The sequence below is a fragment of the Xenorhabdus aichiensis genome (assembly GCF_028598775.1).
Taxonomy (GTDB): Bacteria; Pseudomonadota; Gammaproteobacteria; order Enterobacterales; family Enterobacteriaceae; genus Xenorhabdus; species Xenorhabdus bovienii.
Genome location: NZ_JAQRFO010000026.1, coordinates 54,648 through 69,096, shown reverse-complemented (window position 1 = coordinate 69,096; position 14,449 = coordinate 54,648). Strand labels below are relative to the sequence as shown.

Genomic DNA, 14,449 nt, shown 5'->3' with positions numbered 1-14,449 from the left:
GACTAAGTTTAACGGCTATAAACCCGCTGAACCTAGTGATCGCGTACTCCAAATTCATTTGAATCAATGCGCGACTAGATGGATAGTTAAACCCTTTTATTGGTTAAGGCACAGTGAATCTTGTCCCCATATATTGAGTAAACTCAGAGGAGAATACGGACGGCTAAACCAATCTTTGTTGTTTGTTCTCGTTCGTAATCGCTTCGCTATCCGCATTTCCCCTGTATTTTCAGATCATTTTACTTATTTCGAAACATTTCCCTGCGTGTCGGTTCAGGTTCACCATTCCGTGGTACGTCAGATAATGTGTAGCAGGGCGAGGGTTGCGTTGAGTTATTGCAGGAGTTCGCTACGTGCTCAGCACAGCGATGGAGTACTCCCCGTTCAGCGCCTAATTTCGGTCAGGATGAACGCCTCATTACTTGACGTGGTGTGATTTCTCCTTTTTTTACTGTATCGGCCTGTTACAAGGCAGTGGGTTAAAAATAAACGGGAATAAGTCGATTAAAGCAGAAAAATGCCTGTGGAAGTGTCTGTCACTCTGTAATACGAGGTTCAAAGGGTGCGTAAGGCCAGTCTAGTTGTGCTCTGGACGTTTGCCGCCTGGCGGCGTCACTTGGTAATCGCTCCGCTTAAACGCAAGTGACGCCGCGCAGTGTTTGGGACGTTTATCGTGCGTTAATCAAAACGTGGATTAAGATCGCGTAGGGTTAAATTGTAATGCTAAACGTAGCAGGGTACTGCTCTGTATGAGTGATAAGCCGGTAAATCAAGAAACCGGATAACTTTCATCGCCGGACGGAAGGTTGTTGTCCAGCGATATCTGCTTCCAAAAGTGCGCAGATGTACCGCAATATTGGCTCTCCCTTTCAGGCTATAGGAGTTTTATTTCGCCATCCGAAGGCGATCTTTGCAGGCGATAAGATCATTAGAGTACAAGCAGGATGCTAGCTGATTAGCCGGGTAGGGTCAATGCTACTTCTGTTTTTTGAAACTTGGCTTAAATTGAGATAAAAATCTCAGTTTATTAATTAAATTAACTTAACTTATAATTCCATATTATAATTAAATCAACGCAATTTGCTTTATTAACCATAAAGATTTTAAATGGAATGCCGATAAATGACGTATTTGTACAAGAAACGCGCAAAGTGAAAAATCAGAAGGAATCCTTGTACCTACAAGAGCTAACGTGGCTGCGTGAAAAAATGAAATTAGCCGCCGCCGAAAATCCCCTTCTGGCTGAATTTCTGGATCATCCCAGTGACCCGGATATCCAGCGGATTATGGAAGGTTTTTCGCTCTTGTCCTCTGGTGTGCGCTGTAAAGTCGATGATACCTACCCCGAAGTGTCCCATGAAACGCTCGCCCGTATTTGGCCGCATACCCTGCGCCCCGTGCCCCCGACGACAATAATGCAATTCACACCCCATCAGGGAATACATCAGGGCGCGGTGACTATTCCGAAAAACACACTGGTCACGGCGGCGGCGGCGGAGCAGAATTTACCGTTTCGTACCTGCCGCGATTTGCCTGTTGAGCCGTTTATGGTGTTGGACAAACAGATCCGGAAAACTCGTGAATACAGCGATATTGTGCTGACGCTACAGCAGACGGGAAATACGCAGCCGGTCTGGTCAGGTGGAAAACTGCACTTCTTTCTGGGCACTGATCCAAACCGAGCGGCTCAGTTAAGTTTGTGGCTGGATATGCATATTGAGGAGATCTACCTGCGAACAGCGGAAAGCGAAATCAGGCTCAGAAGCAGTGATTTTCTGGGCTGGAGTGAGAATTTCCGGCATACACTGTTACCCACTGAAAAACGGCCCTTTGCCCGCTTACAACAGATGACGGAGTATTACTGTCTGCCCCATGTATTCAGTTTCATGACGCTGGATATCAGGGAACAACGCGCATTGCGGTTAAACCCGGATAACACCGGTGAGCTGATCATCCGCCTGCATGGGGAGTTGCCGCTGGATGAGCTGGGTGATGCCTTTCAGCTTGGCTGTGTCCCTGCGATCCATCTGGAACCGATGGTCAGCCAACCCATTTCATTAGAACCGGATAATGCCTATTATCCGCTGGCGCTGGCCGATACTGTGCGGCTTTTCCACATAAAAAGCATTCAGACCGCCAAACAACCCGGCGGAAAAACGGCACAAGACAGCGCTCCACGTGGCAAGCCTAGCCGTTTCCTGCCCATTGACCAGTTTCAGCCCAAAAGTGGCTGGCTGCTGAATGAGGGCGATCCTGATAACGTCTACTTTCAGTCATGGATCACAGACGATTTGCTGGGACGCCGACATTACCAGATCCGTTTTATTGGTATGGACGGCGAAGCGGCGAACAATCTGTCACCCCAGACGGTGTGTGCCCATGTTTCCGGTTACCATATTCAGGCCATGCAATTAGGTGTCGGCGCAATTACGCACACACAGGCCCCGGTGCCCGCCCATTTACACGCCCGCAATATTACGCCGGTGTCGCCCGATTTCCCGCCGATGGTGACAGGAAAATCAGACTGGTTGCTGATCAATCTCTTAAACTGCTCACCTTTTTTGCTGTTCAATGCTAAATCTCTGAAAGGCTTTCTGGGGCTGTATGACTGTTACGCGGATCATGATCGTACCCTGAGCCGCCGGATGCAGCAGCATATTAACGGCATTGTGCGGATTGATGCCCGGTCAGGTGCGCGTCTGGACAATACAAAACAGGGACAGGGGCGTTCCATTAACGGCAACACCCTGCACATTACCCTTGATCCAGCCTGTTATGACAATGACGGCAGCATGTATCAGTTCTGCCGGATTCTCGATGAACTGCTGACGTGTTTCATTGTGCAGAGCAATTTCATTCTGTTAAACATTTACCGGCAAGGTGAGCAACAGGCGTTATGGACATTCCGGCAGCGTACTGGGCTGCGCAGTGAAATGTAATGTCTTGATATGTTAATGTAAATAAGGAGATAAAATGCTAAAAAGTGGATTGCGTTTTCTTTGCCGGATAGGGGATTTACCCGAAGAGACGTTTGCCGTGGCAGATTTTACCCTGCGGGAAGGGCTGTCTGATCTCTTCACCCTGAACCTGACGCTGGTTCAGTCGTTGCCCGCCAACCCTTTTAAACCCAAACTGGAAATTGATTTAACTGCCCTGCTGATGCAGGAAGCTGTATTGCAGGTTTTCCACGGGGAGACGGAGCAGCGCAAAATCACCGGGATTATTTCCCATGCCGACTGGTGTGGCACTGATGGCAACAAAACGCTGTATACTTTCACTGTGCGCCCTTTTCTCTGGCGGCTGACGCTGAATCAGGACAGCCATATTTACCATCGTCAAAATGTGCCGGATATCCTCAGCCTGTTGTTGAAAAAACATTATGTCCGCGCCGATTCGCAACTGGAAGATCCGCACCAGCGCCGCGAATACACCACCCAGAAACGGGAGTCTGACTATGCGTTCTTCTGCCGACTGGCAGCGGAAGAAGGGATCAGTTTCTGGTTCGAGGATGAGACGCTGTTTTTCAGTGACAGCCATTTGGGCATGACGGCAAATCTTCCGCTGCAATACCAACCCCAGCGGGACACCGCCCACGGGCAGGATGTGATTTACCAGGTGCGTCTGGGGGTCGGTATGGCACCGAAACGCAGTATCCACCGGGATTACAACCCCGACAGGCCTCTTTCTCAGGTGTATCAACTGGAAAGCAGCCCGGACTATCAGGCATTAGGCTCACTCACGCCGTATACCATTTACGAAAGTTACGGGCGTTTCCAGCAGGAAGCGGAAGGCAAACCGTTTGTAAAATACCGCCATGAAGTGCTGAAAAACCAGACGCAACGGGGCAGCGGGCAGAGCAACTGCATTAAACTGCGACCGGGGAAAATCTTCGAAATCGAAAATCATCCGCATCAGCCGCTCAATACCCGATGGCAGATTGTTGAAATCAGCCATCACGGACGTTGTCCGCAGGCGTTGGGCGATAACAGCGGTGAGGGCACAACACTCAGTAACGATTTCAGTTTTATCGACGGGTTTTCCGACTGGCGGCCACCGTTTCATTACAAACCGCAGGCCGACGGGGATGAAAGTGCCACGGTGGTCGGGCCGGAAGGCGAAGAAATTTTCGTTAATAAAGATGGCGCGATCAAAGTGCATTTTCACTGGAACCGCTACGACAAGGCCGATGACAGTGCTTCCTGCTTCCTGCTGGGTGCGCGTGGCGCAGGGCTGGAACGGCAACGGTTTTGGTTTTATGGCGATCCCGCGTATCGGGCAGGAAGTGATTATCTCCTATCTCAACGGCGATATTGACCGTCCGATAGTCACCGGCTGTGTCTATAACGGCCTGAACCGCCCGCCACTGGATTTACCCTCCGCCAAAACCTGCACCACATTTAAAACCAAAACCCACAAAGGCGAAGGGTTTAATGAACTGCGTTTTGATGATGCCAAAGGCAGTGAAGAGGTGTTTATTCATGCGCAGAAAGATATAAAAGCGCAGGTATTGAATGATGAAACCCACAATGTGGGCCATAACCGGACGCACCACATTAAAAATGACGCCCACTTGCGTATTGATAATGAATACCGCGTACAGGCAGGCAATGACATTTCGCTGTCAACTGGGCAAAAACTCCATATCAAAGCCGACGATGCGCTGCTAACCCAAAGCGGTAATGAGATTCACCTGAGTTCCGGCGCTAAAGTGGTAATTGATGCGGGGGCTGAGCTGACCCTTCAGGCGGCGGGGCACTTTCTGAAAATAGATGCAGGCGGGATCAGTAGTAGTGGGTTGGTTAACTTTGGCAGCGGCGCACCGGGTAGTGGCTCAGGCTGGGGCGGTAAGTTGCCGGACAGGCTGGATAAACTGGCACCGGTTAATGTGGCTCAGACTGAAAAACGGGTTGCTGTGCCACCGGAAAAAATATGTCTGTCCTGCCTGATGGAAGCCGCATCAACCGGCTCAGTGATGGTGATGAGGGGAGAATAATGACGGCAACATTCAAGGAAAAATGGGAAAAATATCGGGAAACGAGTCCGGAGATGAAGTTATATGCCTTGGTGGATGGCTTACAGTACGAGCGCCATTTTGATGAAGAACTGACGTATATCGCAGGACTGAATAATCCGCTGTTCCGGCAATTCCCGGATGCGGAAATCGCCTTTGCCGGTCCGTGGCTGTTTGATATGTGTCAGGCTCAGGCATGGGAAGACAAATTCCTGCGGCTGGAAAGCGCTGCACCGGCTGTTTCCTGGCTGTATACCACACAGTCACTGGATAAACTGACCCGTCATCTCGAGTTCTACTTGAATATCCAATTAAAGACGGGGAAAACGGCATTATTGCGCTTTTATGACCCCAGTGTTCTGCATCAAATACCACACCTTTTTACGCAGGAACAGTTGACTCTGTTCACTCAAAATATTGAAGCATGGCAATATCAGCTTAATAACAAGGCCTATATTGTAAAAGGAATTGCATCATGAAGGAAAAAAACAGTCTCACCTCAGTCTTATCAGACTGGAAAAACGACATCGCCAAAAAGATTGAAAAAGAAAAAAGTAAAATCCCTCACCCTACGAGCGTTCCCAACTGTGCGGGAAAAGTGGGTGATGTGGGCGTGAAATGCAACCAAAAATTCAGTCATCAGCTAAAATTATTGCCGATTGATAATCAGGTTAATGTGAGTAACGTGCCGTATGCCTTTATTTCCATCCCTGCAAGGGGATTTGGTAAAACAAATGGCGAAGGCGAAACCGACCGTATTATGACTCGGCAGCCGGAAGAAGTAACCGTACTGGTTGGCAAATTGGCCAAAAGTTATGAAAGAAGGCGTCGCAGTTTTGGTTCATTAAAGGAACTGGAAGAAAGGAAAATCAGTCTGCTCACAAATACGGGTGAACCCACCACCGAAAAACCGTATATCAGTGGATATGATTATATTACCGTGGTGGGTGCCCGAACAGCACCTGGGGAATTTAGCGCAGGAGCAGCGAAGAGAACAGTTACAACAATTGTGGATCCTCTTATAGATTGGGAAAAAGATTGGAATATCTTTACAGAATCACCGGGAAATCAATACCGTTTTATTAATTGCGGATTACATCAGTTGCAGCTTTTTCCTCAAGCCAGTCAGGGTGATCACGCAGTGCAACGTATTATGGTTGTATTTGAGCAAGGATATACCAAAAAGGATAGTAAGAGGATTGACGAATACACTAAAGGGTTAGGCGGACGTATTGTTTATGTAAAAAACAAGCAAGGACTTATCGATTTTCTAAATCAACGGAAAGAAAAGAAAAGGTTGATTAAAGAGATGGTGTTTTTCTGTCATGGCATTATTGATTATGCTACTTTTCATTATAAAGGAGAGGATGAAGCTAATGGACTATTTGGACCAGAAGAGATTGAAAAGGTGTATGAATCAATATTTGATTTTGATGCTAAAATAACAACCTATGCTTGTCGTGCAGGTATTTCCGTTGATAACGGATGGCCCGGCGATTTTACCGGGATACCTGATGCCGGTCAGAATAAAAGCCCGGCGCAACGAATGGCGAATACCTGGGATATCGAAGTAAAAGCTTTTGAGAGACGTTCCACTTATATAGGAATATATGGCACGGATAAGGAGACTAAAGAGGCTAAGGAATATAGTAAAGTTATTAAAGAATATAAGGCTGCACTTGATGCATATAATTATGAAGTATCTATAGGTATTAAGAATGCCAAGCCCCCGGAAAAACCCAAAGATTATGATATAATGGAAAAGAGAAATATAGATTTGAAAACTAGGAATTCTAATGAAAAAGAGGGTGGTGGTCCTATCGCACCAAATGGCTCCTGGAGATTACCGGGTACAGGCGATACGCCGTATGGGTTAAAAAATGGTCCGCAAGACTATAAGCCAACAGAGTGGAAATCGTGAGATTTTTACCACGTAAAAACAGTGCAAGAATATCTATTCTGATACTTTTGATTTTATTTTTTTTAGGGGGGTATTATATGCATATGCAAAAATATAAAATGGCAATACTGATGCCATCGTATGATGAAAATTCTTCAGAATATCCTAGTAAAAAAGTGTGGTTTGATGCCAGTGAATGGTTGGCTACTTCTCAATATATTAAAGTGAGTGATTTTTTTCTGATTAACAAAAAATTTATTCCTATTGAAAATGTTAATAGCGTTGATGTACTTAAATCCCTGAAAATAACAAGGACATTACAAGAAAAGATTAATGACTCAAGAGATTTTCCTGAGCTTCATATTTTAAAAAACATGAATTCTATTGATTTTTTAAAGTTAATGCAAGATGAATTTAATTATGAGTACGTCTATACGGAATTTGATGAAGAATCATTAAAACCAGTTAGAGACTTTTTTTTGTTAAAATTTCCTTGTAAAGGAAAAAAATATGAATTACTAGTTATTAGAAGTATATATGAAAATGAATATACATATGATTCATATTGGTTCATTCTAAGAGAAAATGAATGGCATAATAGTCATAGAGATATTATGACCTACCGCGATTACCTAGAAGGTAAGATTGATTCATATAAATAATAAATTGGAAACTATAGTCGCTGAATTGAAAATGACATAAACAATATATTTCACCAGCGACTATAGCCTTAGTCATTATGATCGGAGATATCATAAATATGACCATAGAATTTAATGAAGAACAATGTAATAAACTAAAAAATTATTCGATCAATACATATATTGATGAATTAGTAGCTCATTGTAATGAATCCTATCCTTACCTTGAAATGCAATTAGGCAAAGAAGGCTTAAAAACCGTACTGACAGACGCCATAGAAAAAACAAAAAACGCTGGGTTTGATCAACGTGGTCCTGTTCAGTTTTATATTGATATGTTGATTTTGTTTGGTGCAGGGTTTCAGACTGATCCACCATATTCATGGGTAAAGGAACTTCTTGATAATCACACCCATCTTGGACAATTAGAAAGAACAACGCTACTTTATCATGACGTTACTCGATATTTGAATGAAGTACATGGCGAACAGGATGAACATCTGAAAACCAGTCTACTTAAATTACAGAGTATCAATATTGAAGGTTTAAACGTTCAATGGAATACCTATGAAAGTAACGTAGATGCACTTTTGAATTCCCTTTATCCACAAAAATACCGATATATTAAACAGAATAGTATCAAAAAAATTATCCAATTCGGCGTTGAGAAGTCGGGTCAGTATGGCATGAAAAATGCTAATGAATCAGCTTTTTTAACCCTGATAATGTTTTTATTAGGCGATCAATTTGATCAGGATATTTTCTTGCCTCATTTAAATAAAAAATTGTTCAGGCAATATTATTCTGATACTGATTCAGTGATCATGAAGATAGAAAAAGAAGTTAAAGATTATTTGAAAATATTTTCCAATAATATAGGAATATAGTCAATTAAGGAGGGAATAAATATGACAAATAAAGCCGTTATCCGGTTAAACGATAAAACCGATCATGGTGGTAAAGTCATCACCGCTATTGAGGGTTATATCTACCAAGGGATTCCGGTTGCTGGAAAAGGTGATTTAGTTGTTTGCCCAAAATGTGAGGATACATTCCCGATAGTCGAAGGGAGTGTGTCCTTAAAATATAAGGGTAAACAGATTGCACTGGAAGGTATGAGCACAGCCTGTGGTGCAAAACTGATTGCCAGTCAGAAAGGTTTGCTTGCTATGGAATGATAAGTATCTTCTCCTATAGCGTTTTACTGACGCGCTGCGCTTGTCTTCTCCGTGTTACCAGGCTAATACATTAACCCGGTAACACGGAGATCTGAAAAAGCACTTGCCAGAAAAAGAGGGGAACTCCTCACCAGCTTCTCATTTTTCTCCTCACTTTTTATTTCCTCACTGCAAAAACAGGTGAGGAATTGAGATTTATTTATCCTTAAAAATCAATGGTTTTTTTCTCCTCACTTTTTCCGTATATATACGAGAAAAGTGAGGAATCCGGTGAGTCACAAAATTCCTCTCCTCACTGCACCTCACTTTCTGCCTCACTTTTTAATCTTCATTGTTCAGGTTAACAAGGGTCAGTTCCTGCCCGCTCCGGGTAATCAGCCTGTCATGCTCTAACTTGGTTAACCAACGGCTGAAATTCTTCACATTCACCCCCATCGCTTTTAAATCATCACGCACAAGGGCAATGCTGCAAGGCTCTTTCAGGGCAGTGCGTGACCGGATACATTGCCACAATGCCGTGTGGTTATCGGTCTTATTGGAAATATGACCGATTTCCTCCTCCTCAACCGGATCACGCGGCCTGTCAATCAGAACCAGTGAGGTAATATATTCACCGTCTTTATCGGTAAAAAGTTCAACCACACGCATATCATAGGCTTGGGTTTCCGGCTCTTCGGCATCTTTCATTTTGGTGCAGGTGATAACCAGCGCACCGCCTTTTTTCCCTTCCCTGTTGATCCGATATTCAACATCCAGCGCAGCCCGAAAAGCGCTAGAGCCTCTTGCGCCTTTGCTTTCATCTTTGCCGGAATGGTGAACCACCAGAATACTTGCGCCTGTTTTGGCTTTCAGTTCGTCACAGCCCCGGACGAACGCGCCCATATCTTTTGAATCATTTTCATCAGCCCCACCAAAGCAGCGAGCGAGGGTATCCAGAATAATCAGGCGTACAGGCTGGCCTGTTTCCGCTTCAACCTGTTGAGCGGCAATCACCAATTCATGCACTTCGGCAGGCGAGGCCGGAAATACCGGGGTATTGATCAGATACATATTTTCAACCGTCTGTCCGTTGACGATTTCCCATGCTTTGATGTGCCGTGGTACGCCGATCCCGCCTTCACCAACAACATACAGCACGGAACCCTGAGCAACCTGTTTACCTGCCCATGCCTTACCCGTAGCAATATGACAGCCCCATGCTCCCGCCAGAAAACTCTTATATGATCCGCTCGCGCCGTAAATGCTGCACAGGGAATGCGCCGGAATAATACCTTTAACCACGTAGTCTAACTGAGCATCAAATCCTGCCGAACCCACTGACAACGGTAATTTTGTTTTGCGTTTTGGATAAATGCTTTCGACATTGTCATAACGGCGGCTTTCTATTGTGTGACGGTTCATTGGTTTCCCTGCCTGATATAACCCGTTACTGAATGCCTGCTTTGTTGCTTCAATGCCGTGTTGTTGCCGATAATCGTCCCAATCAGCTTTGATATTATCCGGTGGCAATGTGACCCAGCCATTAACCGCAATAGCTGCTTTTGCTGCCGAGATTTTGCCAGTATTCACTTTCGGTTTACCGTTCTTATCGAGTTCACCGAGGTGATGCCAGTCATTATCTGCGGCAAGAATGATTTTTGTGTCCGGCCAACGTTCCCGAACGGCTTTGGTAACAGATAATAAATTGCCTGCATCCAGTGCCGCCAAAACAGTGCCTTTATATAGCTGATTAACCGTGAGTGCCGTAGCGTAACCTTCGGTAATGATGACCGTGTAGGGGTACGCTTCCGGCTCTGACAACGCAATAAACGCCCCTTTTTTCTGGCTGCCGGATAATAATTTTTTCTCGCCATTGGGTTTGATGATCTGCGCGCCGGTGATTTTTTTATCCAGTGTTGTCAACGGCAGCAATACCGAATTGTCAGGCAACAGCCGCTGATTAGAGCAATACAGCCCTTTTGTCGTCGAATAGGGAGATTGCCCGGCAACAGTCTGCGCCATCAGTGCTGCAACTCTTTCGGCAATGGATTGTGTTGGATAGATAATTTCTTTGGTGGGCTTAGGTTCGGACAAAGGCAGTGCCAGCGCCTTCGCAACAACTTTGGCTGCTTCCGTAATTGTTATCCGGTTGGTTTTCGCTACTAAATCCAGTCCATCCCCATAATTCGGGGCGTCACACTGGCGGCAATGCCAGTTGCCGTGATGGTGATCATCGATGAAATGAAAGCGGTCAGTGCCGCCGCAGACAGGGCAGGCACCGTGCTTTCCCTTTGCCGGAACATCAATGCCACAGGCAGGCAGCAGATTTTGCCACGAATACATCGCCGATGTTTTCACGGTCTGGATTAGATCAAGCGGTTTTGGGTTGCCCGTTGTTTTTTGAACTGTAAATTCAGGGCGAGTTTGGGTATGCTGTGTATCAGCCATCGTTTTTACCTTAATTAACGGTTGTTGGTCAAACGCCTCAGATGTGGTCGGACACTCTGGGGCGTTGTGTTTTATGTTCGGTTCTTATGTCATCGTCTTTTCTGTGTTATCCCGCCCGTGATCCCGCAATACGCTGGGCGATCCAGTCATCAATCTCTGATTCAATAAAAGCCACTGAACGCGGGCCAATCTTGACCTGTTTCGGGAATGTGCCGTCACTAATCAGTTTGTAGATCCACGCTTTGCTGTAACCCGTTCTGCGCTGTACTTCCGGTAAACGAATAAAGTGTGTTTTCACTGCTGTCATTGTCATATTAATTCTCCTGTTACCGAGTCCCTGAGCGCTCATCGTGGACGTTATTTGATGACAGGCGGATTATTTAAAAAGCAAGATTAAATGAACAGAGTTAATTGTTTTTCTCACGATGAGAATTAATGGATTGCAAATCGTACTATCGGTTTTCTCTGTCGCGCAGCGGTTTGGCGAAATCATACGGCGTCACTGTTTTTTCCCGGTTCGCATCCAGATAATCCGCCCACCATTGCACCATCAGCCGCCGTTCATCCAGATGTTTAGAGGTGTGAATATAGGCCGCCCACACGTTGTTTCGTTCGATATGGCTTAACTGGCGCTCGATAGCGTCATCGCTCCACAGGCCGGATTCCCCCATTGCACCACGTGCCATTGTGCGGAAACCATGCCCGCAGACTTCGATTTGAGTATCGTACCCCATCGCGCGTAATGCCTTGTTAACCGTGTTTTCACTCATGACTTTCGCGGAATTATGATCGCTGGGGAACATCACGTCGCAGTTGCCGCTCAGTTCGTGTAACGCGTTGATAAGACGAACCGCCTGACGGCTCAACGGTACAATGTGATCCGTTTTCATTTCCCGCTCGGCGATCTGCAATCTCGATATTATTGTCTCCAATGATCCTGATGAGCTTCTGCCGACGGCCATGCTGCATGCCCCGGATGGCCGCCTGCGCCTGCGTAATATCCTGCAACATCCGCGCTTCCACCAATATGATGTCATTATCATTGATTCCAAAGGGGCGACCGGGGTGATGACCGAACTGGTCGTACTGACTGCAACTCAGTATGTTTTGGGGATAATCAAACCGATTTTGCCCGATGTACGGGAGTTTCTGCGCGGCACGTTGCGGATGCTGACCCGCCTCAAGCCATTTGAAAATTACGGCATTCAGCTTCCGCTTATTCAGATATTGGCCAATGGCATTGAAGGCACCAATCTGGATCGCGATACACTCAATGAACTGACCGATATTATCGAACAGCAACGCTATGACACGTCAGCGTTGGGTGGCAGAAAGGTTTATCAGTTGCTGAGCACTCGCATTGATCTGCTGGATATCTACAAACTGGGGCATGTCCGTGCCCAGCCTGTTCATCGTCTGGAATACAAAACCGCTCGCAAAAGTCCGGCGGCGGCGCAAACCATGCATACTCTCGCCTGTGAGTTGTTCCCCGAATGGGCCGCAAAGTTTGATGCCGTATTGGTCAGCCAACCCACGGGGGACGTGCAATGAATGTTATCTGGCGTGCTGTCTGCTTTTGTTATGACAATGCCGAATTGCCGTTTACGGATACACAGGATGAGTGGTTTGTGTTTGTCGATGCGCCGGATCGTAAAACAGCACTGGCAAAATTTCAGGCATTATTACCGGTTGTCTGGGGCATTTCGCCTGACATCGTTGAACATTTCAGTCCCCGCAGTGAAGAAGAATTACGTGCGTTGTCACTGATGCCCGGGACACCGGATAATGTGGCCTTGTTGAAATGCGGCTGGGAGCAGGGTAAACCGCAGTATTTAACCGCCAACGAAGTGCTGTTCTGGGTGGCTTCCCGCCAACTGCAACAGCGGTTAATCGCGGCGCTGAACTATGTCAGCAGGGAGGCCGCTGATGGATTTTCCGCATGATTTTATACAGACCGTCAGCGAAGACCAGCCCTGCAATTATTATGCGGAAGTTGCCGTGATTGGCGGACTGGTACTGGATAATGAGCGCTGGGATGACCTTGTTCAGCTTCTGACGCCGGAAGATTTTCATTTTCCGGCACACCGGATAATGTATCAGGTGATAGCCGAGCTGACGGAAAAAAACACGCCGTATGATTTGCTCACCCTGACTGATTTACTGGCACATCAGGGGCGTCTGGACAGCGTTGGGGGCTTTGCCTACGTCGCGGAAGTGTGTAAAAACACGCCCAGTGCCGCCAATATTGTGGAATATGCCCGCATGGTGGCAGAAAAAAGTCAGTTGCGTCAGTTGCTGGCGCTGGGCAAATCCCTCAGCGTGGATGTTTTTCAACCCCATGTTCAGGCCGCTACCCTGGCCGAACAGGCGGAAAGCCAGCTGTTCAGTCTGGCAGAAAAAGGGGCGGCCAGACAGCAGCAGGAAGTCACCCTGCTGCAAGGGGCGGAGGCGTTGATTGCTCACCTAGAACGCATTCAGGGCAGCAACGGGATCACCGGCACGCCGACCGGGTTTCAGGTGTTGGATGAAATGACCTGTGGCTTACAGGCGGGTGACCTTATTTTGCTGGCCGCGCGTCCTTCGATGGGCAAAACCGCACTGGGTCTGGCCTGTTGCCTTGGTGCCCTGCGACAGCGGGACGATGCGGTGGTGCAGATTTTCAGTCTGGAAATGCCGACGGCGCAACTGATGCTGCGTCTGTCGTCTATGGAAGGTGGGGCTGCCTTAAGTGCCCTGCGCAATGGGATACTGGATGACGAGCAGTGGGGACGGATAAGCCAGAGTCTGGAGCAGTTCAGCCAGTGGGATCAGCGCCTGATTATCGATGATTGCAGCCACCAGACACCGGCGCTATTGCGTGCCCGTGCCCGCCGTTATACCCGCAAATACGGTAAACCTGCTCTGATTATGGTGGATTACCTCCAGCTGATGTGCGCCCCCGGACAGGAAAACCGCACTCAGGAAATTGCCGATATCTCCCGCAGCCTGAAAGCGTTAGGTAAAGAGCTGGAGTGCCCAGTGCTGGCGCTGTCCCAGCTTAACCGGCAGGTGGAAAACCGTCCGGATAAACGCCCCAATAATGGTGACCTGCGTGATTCCGGCTCGCTGGAGCAGGATGCTGATTTGATCCTGCACCTTTACCGCGATGAAGTCTATCACGAGGCCACTCCAGATGTTGGGATCGCCGAAATTATTATCGGTAAGCAGCGTCAGGGACCGACAGGCACGGTACGTGTGCGGTTTGAGGCGCAATATACCCGTTTTTCTGATTTCGATGGCAGCGGGAGGTAAA

14 protein-coding genes and 1 pseudogene are annotated in these 14,449 nt (G+C 46.9%); 12 read left to right on the top strand and 3 right to left on the bottom strand.

Features of this window, described 5'->3' with window-relative positions; all coding sequences use genetic code 11:
• From PSI22_RS12800 to PSI22_RS12765, 9 genes are all read left to right on the top strand, one after another.
• Nucleotides 1-436: hypothetical protein (locus PSI22_RS12800; protein ID WP_273580089.1), on the top strand; the 436-nt coding region annotated here is incomplete at its 5' end.
• Nucleotides 437-1,112: 676 nt separating this feature from the next.
• Entirely contained in the window at nucleotides 1,113-2,939 is a 1,827-nt protein-coding gene (locus tag PSI22_RS12795; protein ID WP_273580088.1) for a type VI secretion system baseplate subunit TssF, read from the top strand.
• Nucleotides 2,940-2,973: 34 nt separating this feature from the next.
• Nucleotides 2,974-4,314 carry a type VI secretion system tip protein TssI/VgrG gene (tssI, locus tag PSI22_RS12790; protein ID WP_306310575.1) on the top strand — a complete coding sequence of 447 codons (1,341 nt, stop codon included), beginning with the start codon at nucleotides 2,974-2,976 and terminating at the stop codon, nucleotides 4,312-4,314.
• Nucleotides 4,220-4,993, top strand: a complete 774-nt coding sequence (locus tag PSI22_RS21385) for a type VI secretion system Vgr family protein (protein WP_370689028.1) — start codon at nucleotides 4,220-4,222, stop codon at nucleotides 4,991-4,993. Before tssI ends, PSI22_RS21385 begins: the two co-directional genes overlap by 95 nt.
• Entirely contained in the window at nucleotides 4,930-5,490 is a 561-nt protein-coding gene (locus PSI22_RS12785) for a DUF4123 domain-containing protein (RefSeq protein WP_273580087.1), read from the top strand. The genes PSI22_RS21385 and PSI22_RS12785 overlap by 64 nt, the downstream gene beginning before the upstream one ends.
• Nucleotides 5,487-6,932 carry a hypothetical protein gene (locus PSI22_RS12780; protein ID WP_273580086.1) on the top strand — a complete coding sequence of 482 codons (1,446 nt, stop codon included), beginning with the start codon at nucleotides 5,487-5,489 and terminating at the stop codon, nucleotides 6,930-6,932. Before PSI22_RS12785 ends, PSI22_RS12780 begins: the two co-directional genes overlap by 4 nt.
• Nucleotides 6,933-7,009: 77 nt before the next feature.
• Entirely contained in the window at nucleotides 7,010-7,573 is a 564-nt protein-coding gene (locus tag PSI22_RS12775) for a hypothetical protein (RefSeq protein WP_273580085.1), read from the top strand.
• Nucleotides 7,574-7,671: 98 nt separating this feature from the next.
• Entirely contained in the window at nucleotides 7,672-8,439 is a 768-nt protein-coding gene (locus tag PSI22_RS12770) for a hypothetical protein (RefSeq protein WP_273580084.1), read from the top strand.
• Between the two features lie 21 nt (nucleotides 8,440-8,460).
• Nucleotides 8,461-8,730 carry a PAAR domain-containing protein gene (locus tag PSI22_RS12765; RefSeq protein ID WP_273580083.1) on the top strand — a complete coding sequence of 90 codons (270 nt, stop codon included), beginning with the start codon at nucleotides 8,461-8,463 and terminating at the stop codon, nucleotides 8,728-8,730.
• Nucleotides 8,731-9,051: 321 nt separating this feature from the next.
• Here the strand turns inward: PSI22_RS12765 and PSI22_RS12760 are convergent, their stop codons facing one another.
• The 3 genes from PSI22_RS12760 to PSI22_RS12750 form a co-directional block, all read right to left on the bottom strand.
• Complete coding sequence (locus PSI22_RS12760) at nucleotides 9,052-11,157, bottom strand: AAA family ATPase (protein WP_370689027.1); 2,106 nt, start codon at nucleotides 11,155-11,157, stop codon at nucleotides 9,052-9,054.
• A gap of 106 nt (nucleotides 11,158-11,263) precedes the next feature.
• The gene (locus PSI22_RS12755; protein ID WP_273580082.1) at nucleotides 11,264-11,470 is read right to left on the bottom strand and encodes a helix-turn-helix transcriptional regulator; all 207 of its coding nucleotides are present in this window, start codon (nucleotides 11,468-11,470) and stop codon (nucleotides 11,264-11,266) included.
• A 139-nt stretch (nucleotides 11,471-11,609) separates the two neighbouring features.
• Nucleotides 11,610-12,119, bottom strand: coding sequence for a tyrosine-type recombinase/integrase (locus PSI22_RS12750; RefSeq protein WP_370689026.1), 510 nt, complete (start codon nucleotides 12,117-12,119; stop codon nucleotides 11,610-11,612).
• Between PSI22_RS12750 and PSI22_RS12745 the strand changes: the two are divergent.
• The 3 genes and pseudogenes from PSI22_RS12745 to dnaB-PI form a co-directional block, all read left to right on the top strand.
• Nucleotides 12,046-12,708, top strand: a pseudogene (locus PSI22_RS12745) (ParA family protein); the annotation flags it as partial. The gene PSI22_RS12750 and the pseudogene PSI22_RS12745 overlap by 74 nt on opposite strands.
• Nucleotides 12,705-13,100 carry a hypothetical protein gene (locus tag PSI22_RS12740; RefSeq protein ID WP_273580081.1) on the top strand — a complete coding sequence of 132 codons (396 nt, stop codon included), beginning with the start codon at nucleotides 12,705-12,707 and terminating at the stop codon, nucleotides 13,098-13,100. The pseudogene PSI22_RS12745 and the gene PSI22_RS12740, both read left to right, overlap by 4 nt.
• Nucleotides 13,084-14,448 (top strand): SPI-7-type island replicative DNA helicase, encoded by a 1,365-nt coding sequence (gene dnaB-PI / locus PSI22_RS12735; protein WP_273580080.1) that lies wholly within the window; start codon nucleotides 13,084-13,086, stop codon nucleotides 14,446-14,448. Before PSI22_RS12740 ends, dnaB-PI begins: the two co-directional genes overlap by 17 nt.
• Nucleotide 14,449 lies beyond the last annotated feature (1 nt).